A 25610-nucleotide genomic window follows, 5' to 3' on the forward strand; every position below is an offset into this window, starting at 1 on the left:
TCCCAATAAATTGTATTAGTCGCTTCCAACGCCAATGTTAAACGGGTAGCGCTTTCCTGCAATGCCTCAAAAGCCTGCTGGTGTTCGGTGATATCTTCGGCAATCCCAGTGAAGCGGTAAACTTCGTCAAAATCATTGCTCACAGGAAAGGTTTTTTCAGAAATCCAGCGCAATTCGCCGTTGGGGCGGAAAATCCGATATACTTCGTTGAAAGATTCACCTAATTTTAGACTTTCTATCCCTTGTAGATAGCGATCGCGGTCTAGGGGATGAATCGATACATAATAGTCCTGGGGATTTTCGTAGAGGCCAGCGGCGCTTTTACCCCAAATTTTTTCGTAAGCTGGGCTAATGTAATATAAATTATGCTGTTTAGCATCTCGGACAAAAAAGACTTGGGGAATATTTTCTGTCAGTTGCTGAAATAGCTCTTCGCTCGAACGCAGCGCTGCTTCATTTTGTTTGCTATTGCTAATGTCTCGCTGTATGGAAATAAAATGAGTGATTTTTCCAGCTTGATCTTTAATCGGGACTAAATTTATCTCCACCCAGTATGTAGAGCCGTTCTTGTGATAATTAATTAATTCCGTCCTAATCGGTAAACCAGCTTCCAGGGCGGCGCGAATTCTCGTAAGTTGGGTGCTAGAGGTTTGCTCACCCTGTAAAATCCGCGGTGTTTTTCCCAGGACTTCATCCGCTGTGTAGCCACTCATGCAGCTAAAGGCAGCGTTGACATAGACTATCCGGGGGCCAAAAGGTTCATCTAGTGTCTCAGCTTCAGTAATCAGAATAGCATCGTTGGCATTGACCACAACTGACTCTAACAACCGTAGTCGTTGTTCAGTTTGGCTGAATTTACCGGAAATTTCCGCTGTTGCTTGTGCTATCCCTTGACAAATACTTTTAGCGGTGATTGTCCCCAGGAGTTGGCCTTGGTGATCGATCACTGGTACTAACCGCAACTGATCTTGGTTGAACAGTGAAAGTATTGACGCCAGCTGATAAAAATCAGACACCTTAACCGTCATAGCTGAGGTAGTCATAACTTCAGAAATTTTGGCTGTAGTCAAGTCAGCCCCCGAAGCTACCAGCTGCACCATGTCTTGTGCTGTAAAACACCCCAATAACAGCGCCTCTGACCTTACCAAGACACCTTTGCCCCTTGTTGCCATCAGTGCGATCGCATCTAATACTGGCGTTTCCGGTGCAACCGTCAGCGGCGAAAAGTCAATCACTGACTCTAAGCTTTCTAGCGTGAGATGCTGAGGTAAGGCTTGCATAGTTTATGAGAATAGCTATTATCAAAAAATAGTTATCTTAAGCAGCTTATTGATTTAAATATCTTCTAATATTGTGGCGCAAAAATAAGTAATAGTATCTGAGTTAACACCCTCCCAGCGCTAATTCTCGAAATCTTTATGCTCTGAGTATTAATCTAGGGATAGAAATTCAGCCGCCGTTCGCCGTAACGCAACAGCCTTTCTATAGTCACAAGACGATTTTCCCAAGCTTTGACTTGATAGGGATTGTCCACAGCTTGTTGGCGCATCCAGTCCCGAAATTCATACTGGAACCGATTCAGTGAAGCTCTTACCGCTATTAACTTACTAGGCGAAGGTTGAGCCGCAAGCTGATTTAAAGCAATTTGTAACGCTTCTGCCTGATTGTTAAAATTGGAAATTGTGGTTGCAGGTATTTGCAGTTGGTTATTTTGCCAAACAAACTGCCATTCTCGTTGCAAAGCAGCATAACGGACAGCAGCACTTTGAAAAGGCTGGCGATGAGGAATCGGTTCACTGGTTAGGCGTTGCCCCCTACCTTGGGTACTGCTAAAAAGTCTATCTAACTCATCGTTCAAATTCTCAGCCGCAAACAATGCATAACCACTAGTCGGCAAATCCCTAACCAGTTGCAGTTGATCAAATACCCCGACTGTTGGCAAAGAAAGCAAGCGAATGCCCGGCATTAACAAAGTAGAGCCTAATTTAGTGGAAATACTCCAAGGGTGGGCCAATCTTTGGAAGCGAGAAGTATCCAGAGCATAAGTCATGGGCACAATTAAATCTATATCCCCCCGCCTAGACCAAACTTCCCAGTGCTGTTGGATTTTTTGAATCCGTTCTATTTCTGGCAAAGGAAATACAGCTACCGACAAAATCAAATTAGATCGCTGTTGTCGCAACTGCTGGGATACTTCAGCCACAAAGGTATCAACTTGCTGGGTGCGAAATGCCGTCCATTTTTGCCATAAATCCCGGTCATTGGGAGAAATAGTCAGAGGATCTACACCAGTCAGTTGCTGAAATTGCTCTCTTGACGCTTTACCATAGCCATAAATTCGCCCTGCATAAGGGTCTTGGAAGGGATAGCGAATGTAGTCTAGGTGTAGACCATCTACCTGATAACGGCTGACAATTTCGGTGTACAGCTTTAGTAAATAGGAACGCAATTCTGGATTCGCTGGATCAAAGAATGGCTTAGTCTGACCAACGGGAATCATTTTGCCATTTTGATCATAATTTGCCCAATCGGGATGAGCTGCCAGTACAGGCCCTGGATAATCTGGATTGACATTGATAATTTTATTGTGCCCCTGGTTACCAGCAGCAAAAGTCCAAACCCAAGCGTGTAACTCCATACCCCGCTCATGGGCTAGTTTGACGCCGGCTTCAAGTGGATCCCAGCCTTTAATTAGGGGGTTTTGCTGCGGTGCAACTTGGCTAGGATAAATTGGATAACTAGCATTAATAGTTTCAAAAAAAACGGTGTTAAACCCGGCTTTTGCCAGTCGATCAAATACCAAAGCCAGTCCTTCTTCGCTACCAGCTTTGACAATTGTTCCCCGGTCTAACCACACTGAACGGATTTCTGGTGAAGCCAACCGCCGATTTATGGGCAACTGCTTCCACAAATTTGCCTTTGTTGCCAGCCACTGCTGACGTGCTAAGGCATAGTTTTTTTGGGCAACCAACAGCGGTATGTTTTTGGCAACTACCCTGGACTGCGCTAAGACTTGCTCTCTGCTGGCCGCTGATGCCCCTAGTTTGTTGGCAGCTAAGTGGGTTTGTTCTTCTTTAAGAGATTGGGGCATTTCACTAATGTTAGCAGCATAGGCTGATGCCGCTAAATGAGCGCTTTCCACACGCCCAATCAAATTTTCTAGCTCTTGCTGAAGAGCTAGAGCTTCTTTCCTATCTATCGGCTGTTGAGAATTGGGGAGCACATCCAGACGCACCCCTTGTTCCAGTTGATCAATTACCTCTTGGGAAGCTGGGGGTTTGACTTTGGGCAGAGGTTTGGGAGCAGTTGTCGGTGCTGGGTTTTGAGTGGGTGAGGATGACTGAATTTCTGGCCTTTTTGATGCTGTCACCACTGAGTTGTTGCAGCTTTGGGAACCTCCAGCTACTTTTTTATTCGTGCCATTTAAGGGTAATGTCAGATAACGATTGAGGGCTGCTTTTAACCAAGCACTATCTAAATCCGCTGTTGAAGCTGCATCTGTTCCCCAACGCCAGCCCAAAAAGGTGGAGCGTTCTGTTGTCAGCACGGCGACGGGATGATCTTGGGAATTCCACACAGCAGCAGTTTGACTGGTCATGTCATTGGGAATCACAACACCGCCGCGAACTTTGCCAAAAAGCCCGTTTTGGGTTGCCCAATCTTGAATCTTGGTTTTGGCGGGTTGTAATTGTTGGCTACCATTCAAACTAAATCCCCAATAACCTCCGAGGATGGTTCGCAATAACTGCCGTACTCCCGGCGCTGACAGGCTACCGACGGGGCCACTAGCAATTAAGCGTCCTCCCTTGCTCATCCATTCTTCTAGAGCGATCGCTTGTACGGGGGTTAATTTCTCCACATTTGGCAAAAATAATACCTGTCGTTGGCCCCAATCTGCGGCACTTTGTACATCAGCTAGGGAAATCACACAATACTTCACCCCAACAGTCTGCAAGCGATTGGCGATCGCATTCCATTGATTAGCGTTTTCTTGGCTGTTGACTACGCTGAATACAGCTTCTTCTGCCGCCGCCCTAGCTGGCAAAACACCCAAGCAATTAAAAACTAAAAAATTAAAATTTAAAATGAATAATCCGGCTGTTTTAATGTTTAATTTGCTATTTTTAGGTTGATTTTCCCGATTCCTCACTCCTTACCCCTCATGTAATTTTAGATTTTAGATTTTGGATTTTAGATTAAAAATTTGGCAATTGATGCTGTTGATAATTTCTGATTTTTTCTAAATCTAAAATACCCTATTTAACATCTAAAATTATCACATTCATTGAGCATTTTACAAAACTCAGCACTGAAAAATCAGTAATAAACCTCTTGCAAAATAGCAATTTATTGATATACGCACACAAATACACCCTGATTTATCTGTGTTTCTCTTGACCACCACAGGAGATAGAGAGGGCTAAAAGCCGCTCACTACGAACTAATTTCAACATTTGTTACTTTACTACGACTTAACGGACAGGAAACACTAAATATGAAGCATTGCTTAAGTCTGTTGTCGGGTGCGTCAGACCCAATAATTTGGCAATAATGAACAGATTTTGGACATCTGACCCACCCTACAAAGCCATGTTCAAAAGCCGAAAATGACCAACTATCGTTGCTCCATATCGTGTTCAATTTGTATAGTGCGTAAGTTCTATTTACTTAAAATAGTTTGATTTCTTTTTGCATACTTATTGCCAGAAGTTGACAAAAAACTCAGCACTGAATACAGGTATTGATTAAATCCTCAACTCCCGCAACAGGCAAGATTTTTGTATCCAGTTGGCGAGATACTTCCTGAATACTCATATCATCTAAAAATATCAATTCACCATGTTTCAGCATGACATTTGGCAACAAAATTCCCTCGCCTAAATCTTGTCCCTGTAAGTTTAAAAGCAAATCATGACCAGTAAGTAATCCGGTAACACTAATACTTTGTCCCCAATAATCGCTAGATAATGCCCGCATATTTACCTCTAAACCTTCAACAGCATTCAACTGTTTGACGATAGGTTGAAATGCTTGTTCAACCGCGTTTCCGACAACCCAAGTTAATTTTCTTTTGGGAGAAATTTTTGGCGGTAACAATTCGGCAGCGGCCTTGGCGAATTGCTTGATAAACAAACGAATGGAACCAACACCGTTATCAATTTGGGGATATTCCTCATATTCAGCTTCACTGGGTAATTTCTCACCAGCAATCAAAAACCACTCATCGGCTAACCAAGCAAAGTTAGAACCGAATTGTTGACGAAATTGTTGCAAAAGCGAAAGCACTTGAGTAATCACTTCCTGTGCTTTTTCTGGCGTCACAGGTGTGAGTTCGTCTTCTTGGGGGCGAAACCGCGTCAAACCCACCGGCACAACTGCCACAGATGCCACGGCAGGTATTTCCCCAGTATGAAAAGATGCTAAATCTCGTAATGTTTTTTCTAGATGTTCGCCATCGTTGATACCAGGACAAACTACTACTTGAGCATGAATTTGCAGTCTTCTTTCTCGGAACCACTGGAGTTGTTGCAAAATTTGTCCCCCACGGGGATTTTTTAGCAGTCTAGTTCTGACTTCCGGTTCCGTGGCATGAACAGAGACATACAAAGGAGACAGGCGCATTTGTTCAATCCGCTGCCATTCTTTTTCTGGTAAGTTAGTCAGGGTTAGGTAAGATCCATACAAAAAGCTCAGACGGTAATCGTCGTCTTTTAAGTACAAGCTAGAGCGCTTACCTGGTGGCTGTTGGTCAATAAAGCAAAATGGGCAACGGTTATTACACTGAATTAAACCATCAAATAGGGCAGTTTCAAACTCTAGCCCCAAGTCGTCGTCGTATTCTTTTTCGATTTCAAGATGATGGATTTTACCAGCAGTGTCTAAAACTTCTAGCTCCAAAACTTCATCAGCACATAAAAATTGATAATCAATTAAATCACGGGGATGTGTGCCATTGATGGCCACGATTGCATCCCCCACATCAAAGCCAATCTCTGCGGCTATGGAGTCTGGAAGGACTTTAGTAATTTTAGCAGGATGAATTGTAGTCATTGGTCATTGGTCATTGGTCATTGGTCATTGGTCATTGGTCATTGGTCATTGGTCATTGGTCAAGAGTCTAAATATAAAATCTTGATTAATAACTAATAACTATTTTTTAACAGTTCTGCCCAGATCGCACAAAGGAAAATTTAACACCCTTGGGAAAAACCTGTCCAAAATTGGTAAGCCAATGCTAGTTGGCGGCTTTAATAATCTCGTTTTCACACAAGATATTCGGTGATGCCGCCAAAAAGCTCCGAGTTTACCCATCTAACGAATAGATTTTGGATCAGGAACCGCTAATCAAAGGATAACTTTAATGAAACCCTATATCTGGAGAGTCCATACCATAAAATTAATGCAATGACAAGTATTAATTATTCTGTAACAGTCCAAATGCGATCGCACTCAAGATTGATGCCCCAAATGCCAAGCGATACCAGATAAATATTAAAGTATTCTGGGTTTGAAGATATCGCAACAGCCAGGCTATGGATAGATAAGAAAATACAAAGGATGATAATGTACCAACCAATACTAGTGCCAAGTCAATTTTGCCCAGAGCCTCTTTAAAAAATGCATACAAAGTAGCAATGGTAAGAGTGGGAATTCCTAGCAGAAAGGAAAATCTTGCCGCTGTGCTACGTTCCAAACCAATAAATAACGCCGTTGTCACAGTTGAGCCAGAACGGGAGGCACCAGGTACTAAAGCAATCATCTGGCCTAGCCCAATTAAGACGCCATCACGAATTGTTAAGTTGTCGAAGTTCCGCTTGCGACTCCCCAACTTTTCCGCTGCTGCTAATAAAAGTGCCATCCCAATGGAAGTAATGGCAATGGTAGTCATGCTATTAATCGTAGATTTATCGTCATTAAGTGCTTTTTTTAGCAGAAATCCCCCCACCAGGGCAGGCAATGTGCCTACAGCTATCCCAACAAGCAATTGCCATTCTTCTCGTTGCCAGTCTTTTTGCTGAACAGCCGCCCATCCTCCAGCCAAAATCTTAGTAATATCTGACCAAAAATAAATTAACACTGCGACGACGCTACCAAATTGAATCGTGGCCAAAAACGGCTTACCTGCCACTGCATCCCAGTGCAATGCTTTAGTAAACACCTGAAGATGAGCAGTGCTGCTGATGGGTAGAAACTCTGTGATGCCTTGGACAATTCCCAGAATAAATGCCTGAATCAGTCCTTCGATCAAATTAACTCCACCAGTGGAGGCTTCACTAGGTACTCCCACCTGTAAAAGTTGCCCCCATAAAGGGAATAGCCAGTCTACACCGCTTGCTTCTAAGATTGTCGCCATTAACCCAACTCCTAAAAAGGATGCGTAATTTTAGCAAATTATCCCAGTTTACGGACTAGTAGTGATTCTTTCCGGGTGACGCAAAATTCAGGTAAGATAAGAATGCCCAGGGGGGGGATTTTTGATTGTGATACTTTATGATAAGTAAAGTTTAGTAACAAATATTAAAAACTTTGATTAATAATACATTGTCTGCCTACAGTGCTTCTAATCCGTCTATTGATAAAGATTTGCGTTCAACTGACCCTGGACACAGGAGCGTTAAAGAATTAGAGTCTACACTCTCCTTCTCTCCTTCTCCAACCCTGGGGATATCTTCCCCACAAGCTTGGTTAGTGTTTGCAGCGGCGGTGTTTTTGGTATCAGTGCCGGTGTTTGTAGAAGCGCCAATGGTGCGATCGCTCCCCACCCTGAGTTTAGCAATGACAGGATTTTGGCTGTGGCTGAGTTTTACCCTGATGTCACGTCCGCAAACTTATCTCTGGGGTGATTTGCTTTTAGGGTTCAGTTGGAGTTGGCTAGCAGGCTCCATTTACTGGGGCTGGTTGCGTTGGGAACCTGTGTGGCATTTGCCAGTAGAGTCCATTGGGCTGCCATTAGCCCTGTGGTGTTTGACCAGGAATTGGGGCAAAGTAGGTAGCTGGTTTTATTTAGGTTCTTTATTCGGTACCTTCTTAACCGATGTCTATTTCTACCTGGTAGACTTGATGCCCTACTGGCGACAGATTATGAGAGTAGATGCAGATGGGGCGTCACAAATCTTACAAAATGCTTTGGTGCAAGTCGAAACCCCTTGGGGAGAAGCTTGGGCCCTAGTTCTTGCCCTAACGTTGTTGACAGTGGGAATTTTATCTTTAGGTGGAAAGCAACGACACTGGTACGCCTTTAGCGGAGCAGTTTTGAGTACAATTTTGGTAGACAGCCTATTTTTGCTAGCAGCGGCGATCGCCTAAATTTCTCCTCCACTATCGGCAAAATCCCTGTAGGTAGAGTCAATATTGCTTGGGAGCAGTTAGAAGCCCCACGCCTCATCCGTAAGGGGAGCAGAGGATGTATCTCTGTTTTATCAATTATTCCAGAATCGTGCATAGTAAATGCTGTACCATACAAATGGTCGTTGACCCACCCGCCAGCGAACAGATAGGTTTGGAATAAGTAGCGGTAAAACGCTTACCACAGAAAGCTCGGTAGACAGGGAAAAGAACATCACCATCTGGTGTGCTATTGCCATAAATCCAAGTGATGTTGTGCAAAAAAGAAATTAAACTGCCTGGGGAAGACGGGTGGCTGCCGGGGTCTAGGCTTTGACCTAGTAAACGCCTACTTGCGAGAGACGCTGTGTAAGACCAATTTGTACTTGTGCAATTCGGCAACGGCGAGTGAGACCGGAAGCCTAGACTGTACCTTCAGTACAGTGTAGGTACTTCACTTTCTGATGACTGCTGTATGTTGATTAAGCTATCCGCTATCAACCCCAGGACGAAGTCAGAGGAAACAAGTCCTCTACCAGCCCCCAAATTTATCAGTGGGTTGAAATCAGACTTCAAACTTCTCACTTCAGCCAAGAGTTGACAGCTTTATGGCTTCAAGTTTTTATTTCTGTTTGATGGAAAGAGGGAGAAAAATCGTGAAAGGATTGGTGCGTTTATTAACAGTGTTTAGTTTGTTGCTTGGCTGCTGGGGATTACTGGGAACAACTCAGATAGCCCAAGCTGCAAGTTTCAACAATTTTGCTATTCCTCAAGTCCCTATTCTGGCAATAGAACGGCAAAATCGGGCAGATGCCAAGCTAGGAACGGCATTCGGTCAAAAAATTGATTTGAATAATACCAACGTGCGTGCTTTTCAACAGTTTCCAGGGCTGTACCCAACCCTGGCCAAGAAAATCATCACTCATGCTCCTTACCAAAAGGTTGATGATGTGTTGGATATTCCCGGATTGAGCGATCGCCAAAAACAAACCCTGCAAGCCAACTTCGATCACTTCACAGTGACAGAATACGAGCCTGCCTTCAACGAGGGAGACGATCGCTTTAACAACGGCATCTATAGATAACTAAATGGGACTGGGGACTGGGGACTGGGGAAAGCCAATTTTAGATTTTAGATTTTAGATGGGGTTGGGTAAATATAGGTAGAAAATTCTGCCTAATTATCAAAATCTCACTGGAAATCCAAAATCCTTGCATCCAAAATTGAATACCCATTACCCATTACCCATTACCCATTACCCATTACCTAATGTCGCAGATAGATATTCCTAGCCAATTTGATGTTTTAGTAGTCGGTGCTGGTGCTGCTGGACTATACACGGCGCTATGTCTGCCAGAGTCCTTGCGAGTCGGCTTGATTACCAAAGAAACTGTTGCTTTATCCGCCAGTGATTGGGCCCAAGGTGGCATTGCCGCAGCTGTCGCCCCAGAAGATTCTCCCGCCCTGCATATTGACGACACATTACAGGCAGGGGCAGGTTTGTGCGATGTAGAAGCTGTAAAATTCCTTGCTGAACTTGCACCTAGCTGCATTCAAAACCTAGTTAACTTGGGAGTTGCTTTCGACCGTCATGGTAACGCCTTGTCCTTAACTTTGGAAGCTGCCCATTCTCGCCATCGTGTTCTCCACGCCGCTGACACCACAGGCAGAGAAGTTACCACCACCCTCACCGCCCAAGTACTACGCCGCCAAAATATTCAAGTTATCCAACAGGCGTTAGCTTTGAGTCTATGGATAGAACCGCAAAGTGGGCGCTGTCAGGGAATTAGCCTATTTTATCAAGGTGAACTCCAATGGGTAAAAGCTGGTGCCGTGGTACTAGCAACAGGTGGTGGTGGACAAGTTTTTGCCCAAACTACCAACCCCGCAGTGAGTACAGGTGATGGGGTGGCGATCGCATATCGTGCAGGAGCAATCCTCCGTGATTTAGAATTTGTCCAATTTCATCCCACCGCCCTCACCAAAACCGGTGCAGATCGCTTTCTCATTAGCGAAGCTGTGCGCGGCGAAGGGGCCCACCTCGTCGATAACGAAGGGCATCGTTTTGCCTTTGATTACCACCCCGCAGGGGAACTCGCACCCAGAGATATAGTTAGTAGAGCCATTTTTAGCCATCTACAACATACCGCCCTCGATCCGGCCACTGCCCATGTCTGGCTAGATATGCGCCCCATCCCTGCTGACAAGATTCGTTACCGCTTTCCCAACATCATCAAAGTTTGTCAGCGTTGGGGCATCGACGTCTTCAAGGAACCCATTCCCGTAGCCCCAGCTGCCCATTATTGGATGGGTGGCATTGTCGCCGATCTGCAAAATCGCACGAATATTCCTGGTTTGTATGCTGTGGGAGAAACTGCCAGCACCGGAGTCCATGGGGCAAATCGTCTAGCAAGTAATTCCCTGCTGGAATGTATTGTTTTTGGGGCACAAATGGCTAATATTGCCCTAGAAGATGTGGGGCGGCTATCGACAATCCCAGTGCTGCCCTTGCGGAAATTTAGCGCTGATGTCCATGAGTTGCAGTCCCAACAAGGGCAGCTAGAAGCACTACGGCAGAAGTTGCCCCGTTTAGTATGGCAAAGTGCTGGTATTTGTCGGGAACAATCAGGTTTAGAACAAGCGATCGCCACTGTTGAATCTTGGCAACAGGATTTTTCTGCCTTACCTTTGAGTCAATTCCTGCTCGGTTTACGTCCCGCAGAACCAGCTAGTTTTGACCTCCCAGATGTGGAACGGCAATTGCGACTTTGGGCAGAAACCCGCAATTTATTAGATGTGGCTGATTTAATTCTCAAAAGTGCTGCTTTTAGAACCGAAAGCCGGGGTGGACACTACCGCCTAGATTACCCGCAACAAGACCCTGCATGGCTTGCCCACACACTTATACAAACAGGCTTGTGGTGGAAATATCAGATTTTAATTTCAAATTCCAAATAATTGGTAATTGCCTCTATGAGAAGCATGATTTGTCTGAGTTTTGTAGTCTTGCTGTTAACTGCGTGTAAAACTCAAACTGAACTTATCAAAAATAAAGAATGTGTCGGCTGCAATTTAAGTGGGGCAAACCTTCAGGGCGCAGAACTTAGTGGGGCTAATTTAGTTTATTCCAATCTCACACGGGCTAATCTCAGCCGTGCAAATCTAAGTGGAGCTAAACTTAGCAATCCCCCTTCACAGTTTAGAAGTGCTAGTGATGTCACTATCTTGATTGAGGCCAACCTGAGTGACGCTAACTTAAGTCAGGCGGAAATTTATGATACCAGCCTCAAGGGAGCGAATTTACAGGGAGCTAATCTCAATCAAGCAGATTTAAAAAATGCTGATTTGAGTGAGACTAATTTAAATAATGCCAACCTCCAAAACGCTAATTTAAGAGGTGCAAATATCAGAAATGCCAAACTGCAAAATGCTGATTTAAGCGGTGCCGTGATGGTGTCGGCAGCACTTCATAATAGTGACTTGAGCAACGCCAAGCTTAATAAAGTTCAGTTTGACTCAGGTTCGTTATTAGGAGCTAATTTGAGTGGCGCTGATTTGAGCTATGCCGATTTGAAGGCTGTTGATCTACGGACAGTGAATTGGCAAAAAGCTAATCTTAGTCATGCTGATTTAAAAAATGCTGGTTTAGAAGGCCCTTATCAACCTGATAGGGATTTTGTAGGTGCTATTTTGTGCAATACCATTATGCCTAATGGACAGATTGAAAATCGAGACTGTAGTTAGATTCAGTGGGGTGCGTCAGACACAATAAATTGGTTAGTATCAACAGATTTTCGACATCTGACGCACCCTACAAAAGACGTTGTTTTATTTGAAATATTTAAAATTGCGATCGCCTGTATAACCAGAAATTTTTGCCAGTTCATTCAGGTTTTGCACACCACTATATTTCTGACCATTAATAATCCAAGAAGGATAACTTTCTATTTTTGCTGCTGCACAATCTGGAGTTTGCATCCTTGGATTATCGGCAGCAGCACACTCAAAGTGGGTGAGTTCTTTGTAGGCTTCTTTCCCAAACATAAGTTTTTGTTCATGGCAATGGGGACACCACCAAGCAACGTATTCTTTAGCGCCTATCTTTGTCAAATGCCGTGCTAGAGCTATTTCAGCCTCACCAGAAGTAGTGGTAATTTCCCAACCAATGCCGGGTTTAGGTTCCTCTTTAGGAGTGAAGGCAACTGATATAGGTTTACCAGGAGTAGATTCGCCTATTCCACCTTGTTGATTGACTCCAGCATAAACTCCTAAAGTGCCTATCAGCGTTACCATGCCCACAATCAGGGCAGTAAAGAAGATTTGCCCAATATCCTCCCAATCACGACCGATAATGGTCAGCACCAACAGACTGAGGGAAAATAAAGCCGAGCCAATACAGTAAGGACATAAGGCTTTGATTTGGAATGCCAGCAGGTACATTAAATAGCTGCTGAAGACAGACATGGCGATCGCCCCAATCAACAGCCCCCACCAAGTCAAGTTTTCTAGTTGTTTGCGGCTATGGTTATTTTCTGCTGAGTTAAATGCTAAGGGAGCAAAAGCTAAAATCACCATACTGATGTAGGCCAAAAACCCAAATAAGGCTAATGGCTGACCCAAAACTGTTGCCCAAGGACTGGAAAGTACATCATTACAGCCTTTAACACCAGCTTGGGCCACACAAGCGGCACTGCCTCCGGTTAACTTTTCAAAGGTGAGATAACCTGTTGTCAGGGCACCACAGCCGGCGATCGCACCAATCAATGGACGCGACCATTTATGAATCCAAGGAGTAGAACGGCGGCGAATCATAAGTATTTAGTCACTAGTCATTGGTCATTAGTCATTGAGGAGTCGGATTAATGATGGTCATTCTCACAGGCTCCCCAGTACCTAAGAATGTAAACTAACAGAAGAAATTGATGTGCTTTCGCTTTTGGCTCTCCAACTCTGGCGTGCAGCTTCCACAAATTGACTGACGCGAATTGGATCAATTGGTTGCGAAATCTTTTCGTGGCGTTTTAGGGAACTAGAAACAATTACACCATCTGCTGCCTGCATCAGGGTCGGAATATTTTCCCAATTAGCCCCACTACCAATGAATACTGGTGTGCCAGATGCTGCCCCACAAGCCAGTTCCAAATCTTCTTGGTTAGGAGGGCTACCAGTAGCCCAGCCAGATAAAATCACCGCATCTGCCAGACCCCTTTCAATGGTGTCTTTGACGGCGACTGTGAGATTCGGAGAACTCAACGGACGAGCATGTTTCACCAAAACATCAGCAAAGATTTTGACATCGCAGCCTAATTCGCGTCGATAGCGGAGTAATTGATGAGCATCTCCCTCAATTAATCCCTGATCAGTTGCCATTACCCCTGTGAGGACATTAACGCGGATGAATTGTGCCCCCACGCAGCTAGCGATCGCGATCGCACTTTTGCCATCGTTCCGCAAAACATTTAAGCCCACAGGCAAAGTTACTAAATTCTGGATTTGCTGCACCACCACAGTCATAGCACTGACAATTGCTGGATCGACTTGGTTTTTAGTAAACGGCGCGTCGAAAAAATTTTCCACAATAATACCGTCTACCCCTCCACTGGCCAGGGCTGTTGCTTCTTGTTCAGCGCGGTCAATTACCGCTTGCAGGCTACCTCCCCAACGGGGTGAAGTAGGCAGGGGTAGTAGGTGAACTACGCCAATAATCGGTGTTCGAGTTTTAAATAGCTGATATAAGTCCACGTCTTTAATCCGCTTCGCGGAGTCCAGAGTCCAGAATTTTCTTGACTGTTGTATGGGCGGGTTTCATGAGATATTCCACCTACCCACAGAGTCAGCGGGTTTAACCCGCCCCTACAGACTCTTGACTTTTCACTCAACCAGTCACATTTGTTTTATCTTGGTCAGTTTGCTACCTCCCCCATAAGATGGAAATTGGCGTCAAACCTCCCCTAAGATATGTTAAGATAAAACCTGGCTACAAGAGGAGTTTGCCACTCACAAGACGCAACGCAGCTTTCCGTGGTTTAGGCGTCCCGCCCGCGCATCGTCGAGGGCCTTGCCTGACAGCCAGGGTAGCATTACTGCTTTATAGGCGTAGTCGCGAGCGCGATTTCCCTGAGGGTAGCGACTTCTCACAACAAGCCCTTTGGGCGGCTTCCCGATGGGTAAATTAACAACGCACACGCTGCGGTAATGTAAAATACCAATAGGCGAATTGTTAGAAAAAGATTACAAGTGTCAAATGTACCCAAAGACACTTCAATTTACCCTGGGAAACAGATTAATAAAAATATCATAGCATGACCTATATCTCCATCAGTGATTAGGGTCATCAGTCCACTTGTAGTCCCTAGCAGTGGGAATCTGCCACTGCTCCGTCCGGATAAGGGTGCGGGTAAAAAAAGCACCTAGCTAGTGCTTGAATGTTTGACAAAGAGAAAAAAAAGTGAAGATTTTTTCAAAATATGGGTGATAAGCCAACAATTGCCATTTCTCACCTGGGCTGCGAGAAAAATAGAATTGATACCGAACACATGTTAGGACTGCTAGTAGAAGCAGGCTACGGTGTAGATACGAATGAAGAGTTAGCCGATTATGTTATTGTCAACACCTGTAGTTTTATCGAAGCCGCCAGGGAAGAATCTGTCAGAACTTTAGTAGAACTGGCAGAAGCTAATAAAAAAATTGTGATCACCGGCTGCATGGCACAACACTTTCAAGAACAATTGTTGGAGGAGTTGCCCGAAGCAGTAGCCGTGATTGGTACAGGGGATTATCACAAAATCGTCAATGTCATTGAACGGGTAGAACAGGGAGAGCGGGTCAAGCAGGTTAGTGCCGAACCAACCTATATTGCCGATGAAAATACACCGCGCTACCGCACTACAACAGAAGGCGTTGCTTACCTGCGGGTTGCCGAAGGATGTGATTATCGTTGTGCATTTTGTATTATTCCCTATCTACGAGGAAACCAGCGATCGCGTACTATTGAATCGATAGTCGCCGAAGCCAAACAGTTGGCTAGTCAAGGGGTAAAAGAAATTATTCTGATTTCCCAAATCACGACCAATTATGGTTTGGATATTTACGGAAAACCGAAGTTAGCCGAATTACTTCGCGCTTTGGGGGAAGTAGATGTACCGTGGATCAGAATGCATTACGCTTATCCCACCGGACTGACCCCAGAGGTGATAGCGGCGATCCAAGAAACACCAAATTTCTTGCCTTACTTAGATTTGCCCTTGCAACATTCTCATCCAGAGATTCTCCGCGCCATGAACCGTCCCTGGCAAGGACGTGTGAATGACGGGATTATTGATCGCATCAAGACTGCGCTACCATCAGCTGTGCTGCGAACGACATTTATCGTTGGGTTCCCTGGAGAGACACAAGAGCATTTTGAGCATCTACTGGAATTTATCCAGCGACATGAATTTGATCATGTTGGTGTCTTTACATTTTCGCCAGAGGAGGGAACCCCCGCCTACAATCTACCAAATCAGTTGCCAAAAGAAGTGATGGCAGATCGCCACCACAGAGTTATGGAACTCCAGCAACCAATATCGCAAAAGCAAAATCAACAGGAAGTAGGCAAAATTGTTGATGTCCTGATTGAGCAAGAAAACCCTGAAAGTGGTGAATTAATAGGTCGTTCAGGTAGATTTTCCCCAGAAGTCGATGGTCAAGTCTATGTTAAAGGCGTACTCCTTGAGAGAGGCAAGCTAGGCGAAGCGTCTCATAGAGAAGCAAAGTTAGGAACCATCGTGCCAGTAGCGATTCATAGTGCCGATGCATACGACCTCTATGGTCAAATTGTCGATAGTAATTAGTCATTGGTGAGCCAGTGCAGTTTTAAAGGTTTCCTTTATGAGTAACTGGCAAACTCGGAGGGTGATCTTTCCATGCCCTATGCCCTATGTCCTGATTTACAGATAAGTATCGGTATTACAAGTCCAAAAGTCAAAACAAAATCTAGGAGAGTTAATGAATCTTTCGTTTCAAGAATTAGGTATTTCCCAACAACGTGTTGAGCAATTAGAAAAAATCGGCTTTACCGAACCCACCAATATTCAAGTCCAAGCTATTCCTCAATTGCTGGCGGGTCGTGATGTCGTAGGCCAATCCCAAACTGGAACAGGTAAAACCGCAGCATTTTCGCTGCCAATTTTAGAGCGGCTGGATATTAATCAAAGAGCCGTGCAAGCCTTGGTTTTAACCCCGACTCGTGAATTAGCCATGCAAGTTCACGATGCGATCGCCCAATTTATCGGCGATGAAGGTTTACGGGTATTGGCAATTTACGGTGGTCAATCAATCGACCGCCAAATGATGCAACTCAAACGCGGCGTTCACATGGTTGTGGGCACCCCAGGACGGGTAATCGATTTACTAGATCGCGGCTGTTTAAAGCTCGATCAAGTGAAGTGGTTTGTCTTAGATGAAGCCGATGAAATGTTGAGCATGGGCTTTATCGACGATGTAATTAAAATCCTGTCCCAAGCACCCGTAGATCGGCAAACAGCTTTATTTTCGGCGACCATGCCGCCATCGATTCGCTCCTTGGTAAACAAGTTTTTGCGATCGCCTGCGACAGTTACCGTTGAACAACCCAAAGCCTCACCCAACAAAATCAATCAGGTAGCTTACCTGATTCCCCGTCACTGGACAAAAGCCAAAGCCTTACAGCCAATTCTGGAAATGGAAGATCCAGAAACAGCTTTAATCTTCGTCCGCACCAGACGTACAGCAGCAGAACTCACCAATCAATTGCAATCCGCTGGACACAGTGTTGATGAATACCACGGGGACTTGTCCCAACAAGCGCGGGAACGCTTATTAAGCCGATTCCGTAACCGTCAGGTACGCTGGGTGGTAGCAACTGATATTGCCGCACGGGGACTAGATGTTGATCAACTATCTCACGTGATCAACTACGACTTACCCGATAGCGCCGAAACCTACGTCCACCGCATTGGTCGGACTGGTCGTGCTGGTAAAGAAGGAACAGCAATTTCTCTAGTCCAGCCATTTGAACGGCGCAAGCAGCAGACATTTGAACGTCATAACCGCCAAACTTGGCAAGTGCTGACGATTCCCACAAGGGCACAGATTGAAGCTCGCCACATCCTGAAATTGCAAGGACAAGTGGCAGAAGCTTTAACTGGCGAACGTTTAGCTTCATTTTTACCCATCATCAGCGAATTGATTGAGAAATATGATGCTCAGGCGATCGCCGCTGCTGCATTGCAAATCGCTTATGATCAAACCCGTCCTGCTTGGCTGCAAACAGAAGATGCGCCTGTAGAGGATAATTCCCCAACTCCCAAACCCAAATTGGGCAAGCGTCGTGAGTCCTCTGGTGAATATCCACGAGGTGGCGATCGCGAATACCCACGGGGTGGTGGAGGCGATCGTAATCGCTCTTGGTCTAAATCAGACAACAATGGTGATGACGACAGACGTGGTGGATCACCTAAACCCAAGTTACGGACAAGCCGTCGTGAATCTTCTCCTTCCCCTAGCAATCAAAAACTAGGTTCACCCACAGGTAGAGAATAGTCCAAGCGCTGAGTACTTCATTAGTTCTGAGTATTTCCAAGCTAGACTCAGGACTTAGAACTCAAAACTGAGGACTTAAAGGGGCGGCTAACTTGTTCTAGCTCCCCCGTCTCATAATCCGAAATTTCCAGCCCAAAGCGCCGACATTCTGTTGTAACTGTGGGCTGATTTTACTCCCGCAATGGCAATTAGTTCCCCTGAACAATTAACCAATTAAGCGCAACTTGTGCAGGGGTACAACCATATTTTTTATCAATCTTCTAGAATCAAGAAATTAATATATTAATTTTTTGCATTTACTCTTGGCTAAATAATAATTTAGTATTGATTCCCAAGATGATCGCAGTATTAACTGTTTCATCAAAGCAGGTGTATTAAACAATTAAAAATTCTCTCATAGAGCCTACGGCACGCTACGCGAACAAAATTCAAAATTGTAGGCTGTTACAGCATACGAAAGTCTATCGGGAATAAGTAGCTGCCCCAAATAAATATCGTCTGTGCAATGCTTTATTATGTAAAGTTTCTCTGCTTTTGTACGGTTTTCACTACCAAGCTATTGTTGTATACTCTTAGAAGAGTACTCTTATAAATAAACATAGGCTTGGTAGTTGGTTGCTTATGTTTGTTGTGTTTCAGATTGTGTGTACTTTTTGATACCTTTGGAGAACAACAAAATGATAGCAGTAAATCAACAAGAATTGCATACTAATGCTGTAGCAAACCCAGATGATGATGATTTCATGACTGTTCAGCTTAAAGACGGTAGGGCTATCCAGGTAAAACTAGATGATCTAAAACAGTTTTTGGATGAAAACCGCAATAATGTGGTATTTGAAAAGCTGGCAAATGTGGGCAAAAGAAGAGTTTAGCTTCTAACACAATATTTTTACAAGGGGACAAAACTTGGGTCTGTCTATATAAATTCCTTTGTCTAAATCATCATCGTTTTCAGAATAGTGAACTGTGCAATTTCGGAAAAGTCTATATTCCGTATTTTCATCATCAGCTTTGGTTGGGTTGTAAGGTATTTCTTCTCCCAGAGAAATGTAAACAGAGAATCTGTGTTTCCGAATTACATAACCGTAAATGTATCCATTTGATTGAGCATTAAGGAATTCAGATTTATGACTTTTCACTTCTAGCATTCTTGCCCCTACTACCCTTGATTGTTTCTTCAGTAGATATTTTGAATAGTCTGAACAAATAGTTCCGCCATGCTATTTAAAGAAATCTTAAGCTAATACTATACATAGTGTATTACTATGCATATGGCTTTGTGGATGTCAGGGGAATCGAACCCCTTGGATCAGAGATTAGGAGTCAAGCCCAGCATCCAACGCCGCCCTTGAAGCTATAAATAAGGCAGTGATATTACCAGTGCTTTATTTATAAGCCATTACTGTCTAATGCCTGGTCAATAGTCAGCAATTCATCTAGGGCATTTGCTATCTGTCTGTTAGTTCCTTCTTTCAGTTCTTGCTCCAAATGAGCTATACGCTCTTGTTGCCCCAAAAACTTACTCTCTAGGTTTAATTTGAGGTGCGTATTTTCCTGTTTAAGTTGTTCTACTTCTTTGGTTAAACTGACAATGCGTTTAAAAAGTAGAGCCAAGGCTTTTTTTACATCTATTTCAGACGACTCTTTTAAATCTATTAATGAGTGTTGATTTTTATCAACTAGTAAATCTTCAGAATTCCCTGAGTTTGTATATTGATCATTCTCTTCCAAATTATCTTGCAACTCAGTCGGACTACCGTTAACTTTTTCACCCATCAAATCCCTTTCAGGACGAACTTGAGAATCTGTGACTAATTCTATGTTACCTTGATCGTCAAAGTAAGGAATCGGCTTGCCATGTTTAAGAAAAAATTTGCTCAGAACTTTGTCGAAAGTTAGTCCACGCTTTGCATTTATTTCCCTAATAAGAGCGTATGGAATACGTGAATAGTGTAAATACTTTAATCCATCTTTTTTGTATGCTAAAAAAGGAGTATCTGATCCTTCTAGCGGTTTTTCCCGTAAATTCCGTACACGGACTTGTAAAGCAGGGGAAGACATACACGTATAGTCTAGCAGGTCTTCCATTACTGCTCCTCTACAATGTCTGTCGTTAACCCAGGCAACCCGTTCTATAATCAAAGAATGAATAGCATCCGCACCGTAAACGTAATTAGCTAAATCCTCGGAGAATGAATATAGTTCATTGTCCAGAGTTGGCGGCGAAGCTTGACCTTTTGGTACTTTTCGGTTTAAAATGGAATTAGCCATAAATAAACTGCCTTCCTACTGGAAAGTTGTGGGGGTAGATAAATTAAGAAACGGTGACTGCGCTTCCATCCTGTTACTTAGTTGGCCGACTTAGGCAGGATTATAAAAAGCACAGTACACCAAATAAATAAGCAGAGGTAGCAAATTGAAGCTACCTCATTTATTTTAGAGCAATTTCTCTCGATTAGCAACAAAGATTTTGTATTTATTGTATTTCAAGTAGATTAGCTTTATTTCATTTGCAATATTTATTTAATTTAAAATTATTAAAGTATCATTTGAAGCAAGAAGATAAAATATTTACTAGAAAATTCACTGTATAATATTCTCATCTTTTGTCGCCAGAATGTGTTGCATTCGATAGATTGCGGACTTCACTGACGGGACTTAGCTATGAAAATATGCACCTTACTTAATCAGTATTTGTAAATACGAAGTGGTAGCAGTTTAGTCTTTGATGATATAGTCGTATTTCAGTTTAGATGAATCTTTATCTTTACCTTGCCATTCTTGAGGATAAATACTCAAACGTCCGGTTTGAGGAAAATTCCTCATATAGAAACCACTGACCAGTATTCTCTTCAACCCAGACCGTACCATCTTGCTCTTGCCGGACTCGTACCACAATTCCTTATTCTCGTGCTAAGTCATAGTCATAGCACTAAACGAAAAAGAAAAAGCGATTAGAAATCGCGGCTACACAAACTAAGTCCACCTTCGTGGACTAAGGAAAAACTAGCTGTTTGAAACCCACGCAGGTGGGTTTTGCCTGTGTAGTTGCGGTTTCTAACCGCTTAAGTTGATACTCATGGACTAAGATAAATGATTAATTTAGCCAAGGACGGGTAATTTGCTCTAACTCCCGAACTTCATCATCAGTCAATCTCCAACCCAAAGCACCGACATTTTGTTTTACCTGTTCTGCGGTTTTGACTCCAGCAATGGGAATTACGTTACCCTGACAAATTAACCAATTAAGTGCAACTTGTGCAGGAGTGCGACTATATTTTTCACCAATACTCTGAAGCGAAGAAATTACAGGGTTAACTTTTTGTATTCCCTCTTGACTAAATTTAGTATCTATGGTTCTAGCTCCGGTGGGCTTGCTTGCTCCTGTATACTTACCTGTGAGCAATCCCTGGGCTAAAGGACTATAGGCCAAAATAGTCACACCCAACTCGCGAGCAGTTTGAAAAATACCGTTACTTTCAATTTGGCGATTTAGCAAAGAATAACGTACTTGGTTAACCGCTAGAGGTACACCCCGTTTTGCCAAAATTTGGTGTACATCTCGCATTTCTGCTGCTGAGTAATTACTTATACCAACTGCACCAATTCTACCCCGCTTCACCTCATCAGCGAGGGTATTCATTAAAGTTTCTTGACTCAAAAAGAAGGCAAATGGCCAATGCACTTGGTAAAGTTCAATTCGCTCTAGTTGTAGGCGTTTGAGGCTATCTGTTAAGGCATCAGAGACAGATTTCGCTGTACATCTCCAAGGTAAAGGGCCAAATTTCGTGGCAATTTGCACTTTTTGGGGTGTTTGTTTCATAAATTGCCCCAAAAATTCTTCGCTTTTTCCCATCCCGTAAACTTCCGCAGTGTCAAAGAAATTAACACCAGCTTCTAAAGCGGCTGTAAAAGCTGCTTGCAACTGTTCTGGCCCATAACCGTCGCCATAATTCCAAAAGAGTTTATCACCCCAAGCCCAAGTACCAATGCAAAGGGGTGTAACCGCTGGGCCATTTTGCCCCAAGGTGATGGTTTCCATGTTTGTAAGATTTATTTTATTTACATTTCTTTACTTTTATAGGTTATCGAAGTTTTGTATTTTTAGGTGTTTGGAGATGATTTTTTTGACAAACCGCTCCAGACACATAGGACACAGAGAAAATAAGGAATAAAGGAAAATTCGAGATGTGTTGGGAGTTTGGGTTTATCGTTATTTAAAGGAAAGTTCAATCTGATCAACAAGTAGCTATGGCAAGCGGTGATGCTTTTGATACCCCAACCAAATCTCAAGCCGTGGCAAGGGTCAATGTGCTGACCATGTTTCGGCTGGGATTGTTTCAAATGGGATTGAGTATGATGTCCATTTTGACTCTGGGGGTACTCAACAGAGTCATGATTAAGGAAATAGCAATACCGGCAACGCTGGTTTCTCTGGTGCTAGCAATGCCGGCTTTTGTTTCTCCTTCCCGCATCTGGTTTGGTCAGATGTCAGATGCCAAGCCGTTATGGGGCTACCACCGCACAGCTTATGTTTGGGTGGGAGCAGCGATTTTTGCGATCGCCGCTTTTTTAGCGGTACAAGTAATGTGGCAGTTAAACGCCGCAACCAGTAACGCTGGTAGCTGGGTATGGACAACCCAAACCATCGGCTGGACAGCAGTTATGGGTTTAGTTTTCGCTGTCTATGGTCTAGCAATTTGTGCCAGTGGTACCGCCTTTGCAGCTTTGTTAGTTGATATCTCCGAAGAAGACAACCGCTCTAAAGTCGTCGGGATTGTTTGGTCAATGCTGATGGTGGGTATTATTGTGGGGGCAATTATCAGTTCCAGCTTGCTGAAGCAATTAACAGCAGGTGCACCCATAGAAATCTTACAGGCAGCAATAAACAGGCTGTTTATGATCGTCCCGGCAACTGTTTTTGGGCTGGCCATTGTAGCTACATTCGGTGTAGAGAAAAAATATTCCTTTTTCGCTAACCGTTCTACACCAGCAAATCGGGAAGACAGCATTACTTTAGGTAAAGCTTGGGAAATCTTAACAGCTAGTCCGCAAACAGGTTTGTTTTTCACCTTTTTATTGGTGATGACCATCAGTTTGTTTATGCAAGATCCAATTTTGGAACCTTATGCGGGGGAAGTGTTTAAGATGCCCTTAGCCGAAAGTACCAGGCTGAATATTTTTTACGGTACTGGGATACTAATAGCCTATGGTGTCACCGGCTTTTTGATTGTGCCACGGTTGGGTAAGCGTAAAACTATCCGCCTGGGCTGTTTTTTGGTAGCATTTTGTGCAGTATTACTAGGTTTATCAGGATTTACCGCTAATCCAGCTTTCCTGAAACTAGGTTTGGTTTTGTTTGGGTTAGCTACTGGTTTTGTGACTACCGGAGCTGTTAGCTTGATGCTGGATCTCACAGTTGCAGAAGCTGCTGGCACATTTATTGGCGCTTGGGGATTAGCGCAGTCCATATCTAGGGGAATTGCAGTGGTAATTGGCGGTGCTCTTTTGGATTTGGGGCGCAATCTGTTACCCAACTTGGTACTAGCCTATGGTCTAGTATTTGCTCTGGAAGCTTTAGGGATGGTGGTGTCGATTTGGTTTCTGAACCGGGTAAACGTGACAGAATTTCAAACCAGTACCAAAAATGCTTTAGCTTCTGTGTTGGAAAGTGATTTAGATTAATTAAGTACATTTTATAGACTCAAAGATATGTAGAGACTAGCCATGCTTAGTCTCTACAATGTGGTTTATATATAAATGCAAATTGCTGTAAATTATGCTTTAACAACAGCTTCTAGCTGCTGTTTTGGTGACTTTTTCTTTTTCAGTAGTAAGCCTATACTGCCAACTAATAAAATACCACTAGTGGTAAATGGTTCTGGTACTGGCTGAACTTTCTCAACCTTTAATGATACTCCGCCAATGTTGTCAGCATAATAACTGTCACTAATAAAAAAATTAGCAGTTCCATCGTTAATCAAAGTGAATGAGGTGTTTGATAGTGCAGAATTTTGTCTTGCTAAAGATAGAGTTGAGAAGCGTCCATTTCCGTAGCCGAAACCATTAGCAGGTTGATTATTTAAGGAAATAGAATAACTATTGCCCCATCCTTTCTGACATTTGTTTCCTTCATTATTGCAACCTGCAATAATACCCCCCCAAGCATTCCAACCATCATAAAGACCACCATCCGCAATTCCGATATAGCTAACATCATATTCCCCAGCACTCAAATTAAGAGTAATTGGATTATTAGGATTGTTAATATTGATTGGATTCAAATTAATAATTTGGCTAAAACTAGCAGCTTCAGCCGCATTACTTTGCATCATGGTTAAGCCAATTGCAGTACTTGTAATAGCAATTAGCGATTTCAGATTTAAGGTCTTCATGAGTTGTGCCTATAAAATACCAATTAACTAAATATATAAATTATGTTGCTTTCTGTGTGGGAGAAAAGTTAGCGTTTTCAATGAAACTTAATTTTCCTTGAAATACTCTAGAAAAAAAATAAAATAAATTCAAGTAAAATAATATTTATGCTGATAAAGCAAGTAAATATTTAACAGAATTGGGGATTGGGGATTGGGGACTGAAAATTCGGAAATAGGAAAAAATTCTGCTCTAATGACTAATGACCAATGACAAATGACCAAGGACTAATGACCAATGAATGATTTTTGGATAACGATTCTGGATTTTGCCCAAACCACCACTACCAGAGTGGGACAGCAACTGATGCAAGATTTTGGGCAGGTGCAAGCTTTGCAAAAAGCTGATGGCAGTTTGGTAACGAAAGCCGATAAATGGGCAGATCAAGAAATTCGGGATGCGATCGCTTCCACTTTTTCAGGTTACGGGATTTTAACCGAAGAAAGCGAACACACTTTCCCTGGTACAGAATGGTGTTGGGTAATTGACCCTTTAGATGGCACAACCAACTTTACACGGGGTATTCCCATTTGGTCAATTTCTCTGGGTTTACTTTATCAAGGCACACCGATTTTTGGTTATGTTTACGCACCCCCATTAAATCAAGCTTTTCACGGTTTTTGGGCGGGTACATCAGGGTTAACAGTGCCAACGGGAGCATTTCTGAATCATCACCCCATCCACACCAGTAATGATGCTCCTAGCAACCATCAGTTTTTTAACGTCTGTTCCCGCAGTATTGGAGTTATTCAAAAAGACCTTCCCTGTAAAATTCGGATGTTGGGGGCTGCTAGTTATAACTTTCTGACAGTGGCATCTGGGGCAACTTTAGGCACTATTGAGGCGACACCAAAAGTTTGGGATATCGCCGGGGCTTGGGTAATTGTCCAAGCTGCGGGCGGTGTTTGGTCATCACTAAATTCCCCGCCATTTCCTTTAAAGCCAGGAGAAGATTATGGCGATCGCTCTTTTCCCACTTTAGTAGTTAGTCGTCCAGAATTACTTCCGGTATTTACACCATTTCTCGAACGGTTAAAAAAGAATTAGTGATGATACAAGCTTTACCCATGTGACATACTCCACACACTCCCTTCCAGGTGAGTGTGGGCTTCTCAACGACTCCTCTATGAGGACATTAATTGAGCTTTAAGACCGTGTGTCCCACGGTTCTTGACATTTATAGCCGCGTTCAAATCCCTGCACAAACTCGCATGACATACAGGGCAGTTGTGCATTCTTTGAGATAGCGGCTTTTTAACTTTGTGACCACCCTTCGGCAAGCTCAGGG

General features: G+C 43.4%; 19 protein-coding genes and 2 pseudogenes. 9 read left to right on the forward strand and 12 right to left on the reverse strand.

Features of this window, described 5'->3' with window-relative positions:
- Window positions 1-71 precede the first annotated feature (71 nt).
- The 4 genes and pseudogenes from H6G32_RS27565 to H6G32_RS20550 form a co-directional block, all read right to left on the reverse strand.
- Window positions 72-1280, reverse strand: a pseudogene (locus tag H6G32_RS27565) (PAS domain S-box protein); the annotation flags it as partial.
- A 155-nt stretch (window positions 1281-1435) separates the two neighbouring features.
- Window positions 1436-4150, reverse strand: a complete 2715-nt coding sequence (locus tag H6G32_RS20540; RefSeq protein WP_190461603.1) for a glycoside hydrolase family 10 protein — start codon at window positions 4148-4150, stop codon at window positions 1436-1438.
- A gap of 572 nt (window positions 4151-4722) precedes the next feature.
- The gene (locus tag H6G32_RS20545) at window positions 4723-6051 is read right to left on the reverse strand and encodes a TIGR03279 family radical SAM protein (RefSeq protein ID WP_190461605.1); all 1329 of its coding nucleotides are present in this window, start codon (window positions 6049-6051) and stop codon (window positions 4723-4725) included.
- Between the two features lie 364 nt (window positions 6052-6415).
- Entirely contained in the window at window positions 6416-7354 is a 939-nt protein-coding gene (locus H6G32_RS20550) for an undecaprenyl-diphosphate phosphatase (RefSeq protein ID WP_190461607.1), read from the reverse strand.
- 173 nt (window positions 7355-7527) lie between these two features.
- Here H6G32_RS20550 and H6G32_RS20555 point away from each other — a divergent pair, with 173 nt between their 5' ends.
- From H6G32_RS20555 to H6G32_RS20570, 4 genes are all read left to right on the forward strand, one after another.
- Window positions 7528-8307 carry a DUF3120 domain-containing protein gene (locus H6G32_RS20555; protein ID WP_190461609.1) on the forward strand — a complete coding sequence of 260 codons (780 nt, stop codon included), beginning with the start codon at window positions 7528-7530 and terminating at the stop codon, window positions 8305-8307.
- A 674-nt stretch (window positions 8308-8981) separates the two neighbouring features.
- Window positions 8982-9410: a photosystem II complex extrinsic protein PsbU gene (gene psbU / locus H6G32_RS20560; protein WP_190461638.1), complete on the forward strand. Its 429-nt coding sequence runs from the start codon at window positions 8982-8984 to the stop codon at window positions 9408-9410.
- A 185-nt stretch (window positions 9411-9595) separates the two neighbouring features.
- Window positions 9596-11284: an L-aspartate oxidase gene (gene nadB, locus H6G32_RS20565; RefSeq protein WP_190461611.1), complete on the forward strand. Its 1689-nt coding sequence runs from the start codon at window positions 9596-9598 to the stop codon at window positions 11282-11284.
- Between the two features lie 15 nt (window positions 11285-11299).
- A complete protein-coding gene (locus H6G32_RS20570) occupies window positions 11300-12070 on the forward strand; it encodes a pentapeptide repeat-containing protein (RefSeq protein WP_190461612.1) in 771 nt (256 codons plus the stop codon).
- Window positions 12071-12154: 84 nt separating this feature from the next.
- On the opposite strand, the gene H6G32_RS20575 is transcribed toward H6G32_RS20570, so the two are convergent.
- The 3 genes from H6G32_RS20575 to H6G32_RS20585 form a co-directional block, all read right to left on the reverse strand.
- Window positions 12155-13138: a vitamin K epoxide reductase family protein gene (locus H6G32_RS20575; RefSeq protein WP_190461614.1), complete on the reverse strand. Its 984-nt coding sequence runs from the start codon at window positions 13136-13138 to the stop codon at window positions 12155-12157.
- 81 nt (window positions 13139-13219) lie between these two features.
- Window positions 13220-14068: a photosystem I biogenesis protein BtpA gene (btpA, locus tag H6G32_RS20580; protein WP_190461617.1), complete on the reverse strand. Its 849-nt coding sequence runs from the start codon at window positions 14066-14068 to the stop codon at window positions 13220-13222.
- Window positions 14069-14323: 255 nt separating this feature from the next.
- Complete coding sequence (locus tag H6G32_RS20585) at window positions 14324-14464, reverse strand: hypothetical protein (RefSeq protein ID WP_190461619.1); 141 nt, start codon at window positions 14462-14464, stop codon at window positions 14324-14326.
- Between the two features lie 329 nt (window positions 14465-14793).
- Between H6G32_RS20585 and rimO the strand changes: the two genes are divergently transcribed.
- Both rimO and H6G32_RS20595 read left to right on the forward strand, forming a co-directional pair.
- Entirely contained in the window at window positions 14794-16158 is a 1365-nt protein-coding gene (gene rimO / locus H6G32_RS20590; RefSeq protein ID WP_190461621.1) for a 30S ribosomal protein S12 methylthiotransferase RimO, read from the forward strand.
- Between the two features lie 154 nt (window positions 16159-16312).
- Window positions 16313-17887, forward strand: coding sequence for a DEAD/DEAH box helicase (locus H6G32_RS20595; protein ID WP_190461623.1), 1575 nt, complete (start codon window positions 16313-16315; stop codon window positions 17885-17887).
- Window positions 17888-17934: 47 nt separating this feature from the next.
- Here the strand turns inward: H6G32_RS20595 and H6G32_RS27460 are convergent.
- Window positions 17935-18138 (reverse strand): annotated as a pseudogene (locus H6G32_RS27460) (aldo/keto reductase); the annotation flags it as partial.
- Window positions 18139-18564: 426 nt separating this feature from the next.
- Between H6G32_RS27460 and H6G32_RS20600 the strand changes: the two are divergent.
- Entirely contained in the window at window positions 18565-18759 is a 195-nt protein-coding gene (locus H6G32_RS20600) for a hypothetical protein (protein ID WP_190461625.1), read from the forward strand.
- A gap of 517 nt (window positions 18760-19276) precedes the next feature.
- Here H6G32_RS20600 and H6G32_RS20605 read toward each other — a convergent pair.
- Together H6G32_RS20605 and H6G32_RS20610 are read right to left on the reverse strand one after the other, a co-directional pair.
- Window positions 19277-20158: a hypothetical protein gene (locus tag H6G32_RS20605; RefSeq protein ID WP_190461626.1), complete on the reverse strand. Its 882-nt coding sequence runs from the start codon at window positions 20156-20158 to the stop codon at window positions 19277-19279.
- Between the two features lie 826 nt (window positions 20159-20984).
- Complete coding sequence (locus H6G32_RS20610; RefSeq protein WP_190461629.1) at window positions 20985-21929, reverse strand: aldo/keto reductase; 945 nt, start codon at window positions 21927-21929, stop codon at window positions 20985-20987.
- Between the two features lie 209 nt (window positions 21930-22138).
- Between H6G32_RS20610 and H6G32_RS20615 the strand changes: the two genes are divergently transcribed.
- A complete protein-coding gene (locus tag H6G32_RS20615; RefSeq protein WP_190461631.1) occupies window positions 22139-23572 on the forward strand; it encodes a BCD family MFS transporter in 1434 nt (477 codons plus the stop codon).
- A gap of 92 nt (window positions 23573-23664) precedes the next feature.
- On the opposite strand, the gene H6G32_RS20620 is transcribed toward H6G32_RS20615, so the two are convergent.
- The gene (locus tag H6G32_RS20620) at window positions 23665-24282 is read right to left on the reverse strand and encodes a PEP-CTERM sorting domain-containing protein (RefSeq protein WP_190461633.1); all 618 of its coding nucleotides are present in this window, start codon (window positions 24280-24282) and stop codon (window positions 23665-23667) included.
- Between the two features lie 277 nt (window positions 24283-24559).
- Between H6G32_RS20620 and H6G32_RS20625 the strand changes: the two genes are divergently transcribed.
- Window positions 24560-25369 carry an inositol monophosphatase family protein gene (locus H6G32_RS20625; protein WP_190461634.1) on the forward strand — a complete coding sequence of 270 codons (810 nt, stop codon included), beginning with the start codon at window positions 24560-24562 and terminating at the stop codon, window positions 25367-25369.
- Window positions 25370-25446: 77 nt separating this feature from the next.
- Here H6G32_RS20625 and H6G32_RS27465 read toward each other — a convergent pair whose 3' ends face one another.
- On the reverse strand, window positions 25447-25557 hold the full coding sequence (locus H6G32_RS27465; protein WP_375539809.1) for a hypothetical protein: 111 nt from the start codon (window positions 25555-25557) through the stop codon (window positions 25447-25449).
- Window positions 25558-25610: the final 53 nt, after the last annotated feature.

Origin of the sequence: Cylindrospermum sp. FACHB-282 (assembly GCF_014697195.1) — a bacterium.
Classification (GTDB): domain Bacteria; phylum Cyanobacteriota; class Cyanobacteriia; order Cyanobacteriales; family Nostocaceae; genus Cylindrospermum.

Bases quoted from the DNA above. Each gene is read 5' to 3' on its own strand.
- H6G32_RS20610 (WP_190461629.1), bottom strand. From the start codon at position 21,929: ATGGAAACCATCACCTTGGGGCAAAATGGCCCAGCGGTTACACCCCTT.
- H6G32_RS20595 (WP_190461623.1), top strand. From the start codon at position 16,313: ATGAATCTTTCGTTTCAAGAATTAGGTATTTCCCAACAACGTGTTGAG.
- H6G32_RS20570 (WP_190461612.1), top strand. From the start codon at position 11,300: ATGAGAAGCATGATTTGTCTGAGTTTTGTAGTCTTGCTGTTAACTGCG.
- H6G32_RS20575 (WP_190461614.1), bottom strand. From the start codon at position 13,138: ATGATTCGCCGCCGTTCTACTCCTTGGATTCATAAATGGTCGCGTCCA.
- nadB (WP_190461611.1), top strand. From the start codon at position 9,596: ATGTCGCAGATAGATATTCCTAGCCAATTTGATGTTTTAGTAGTCGGT.
- H6G32_RS20550 (WP_190461607.1), bottom strand. From the start codon at position 7,354: ATGGCGACAATCTTAGAAGCAAGCGGTGTAGACTGGCTATTCCCTTTA.
- H6G32_RS27465 (WP_375539809.1), bottom strand. From the start codon at position 25,557: ATGCACAACTGCCCTGTATGTCATGCGAGTTTGTGCAGGGATTTGAAC.
- rimO (WP_190461621.1), top strand. From the start codon at position 14,794: ATGGGTGATAAGCCAACAATTGCCATTTCTCACCTGGGCTGCGAGAAA.
- H6G32_RS20605 (WP_190461626.1), bottom strand. From the start codon at position 20,158: ATGGCTAATTCCATTTTAAACCGAAAAGTACCAAAAGGTCAAGCTTCG.
- H6G32_RS20620 (WP_190461633.1), bottom strand. From the start codon at position 24,282: ATGAAGACCTTAAATCTGAAATCGCTAATTGCTATTACAAGTACTGCA.
- H6G32_RS20615 (WP_190461631.1), top strand. From the start codon at position 22,139: ATGGCAAGCGGTGATGCTTTTGATACCCCAACCAAATCTCAAGCCGTG.
- H6G32_RS20625 (WP_190461634.1), top strand. From the start codon at position 24,560: ATGAATGATTTTTGGATAACGATTCTGGATTTTGCCCAAACCACCACT.
- H6G32_RS20600 (WP_190461625.1), top strand. From the start codon at position 18,565: ATGATAGCAGTAAATCAACAAGAATTGCATACTAATGCTGTAGCAAAC.
- H6G32_RS20545 (WP_190461605.1), bottom strand. From the start codon at position 6,051: ATGACTACAATTCATCCTGCTAAAATTACTAAAGTCCTTCCAGACTCC.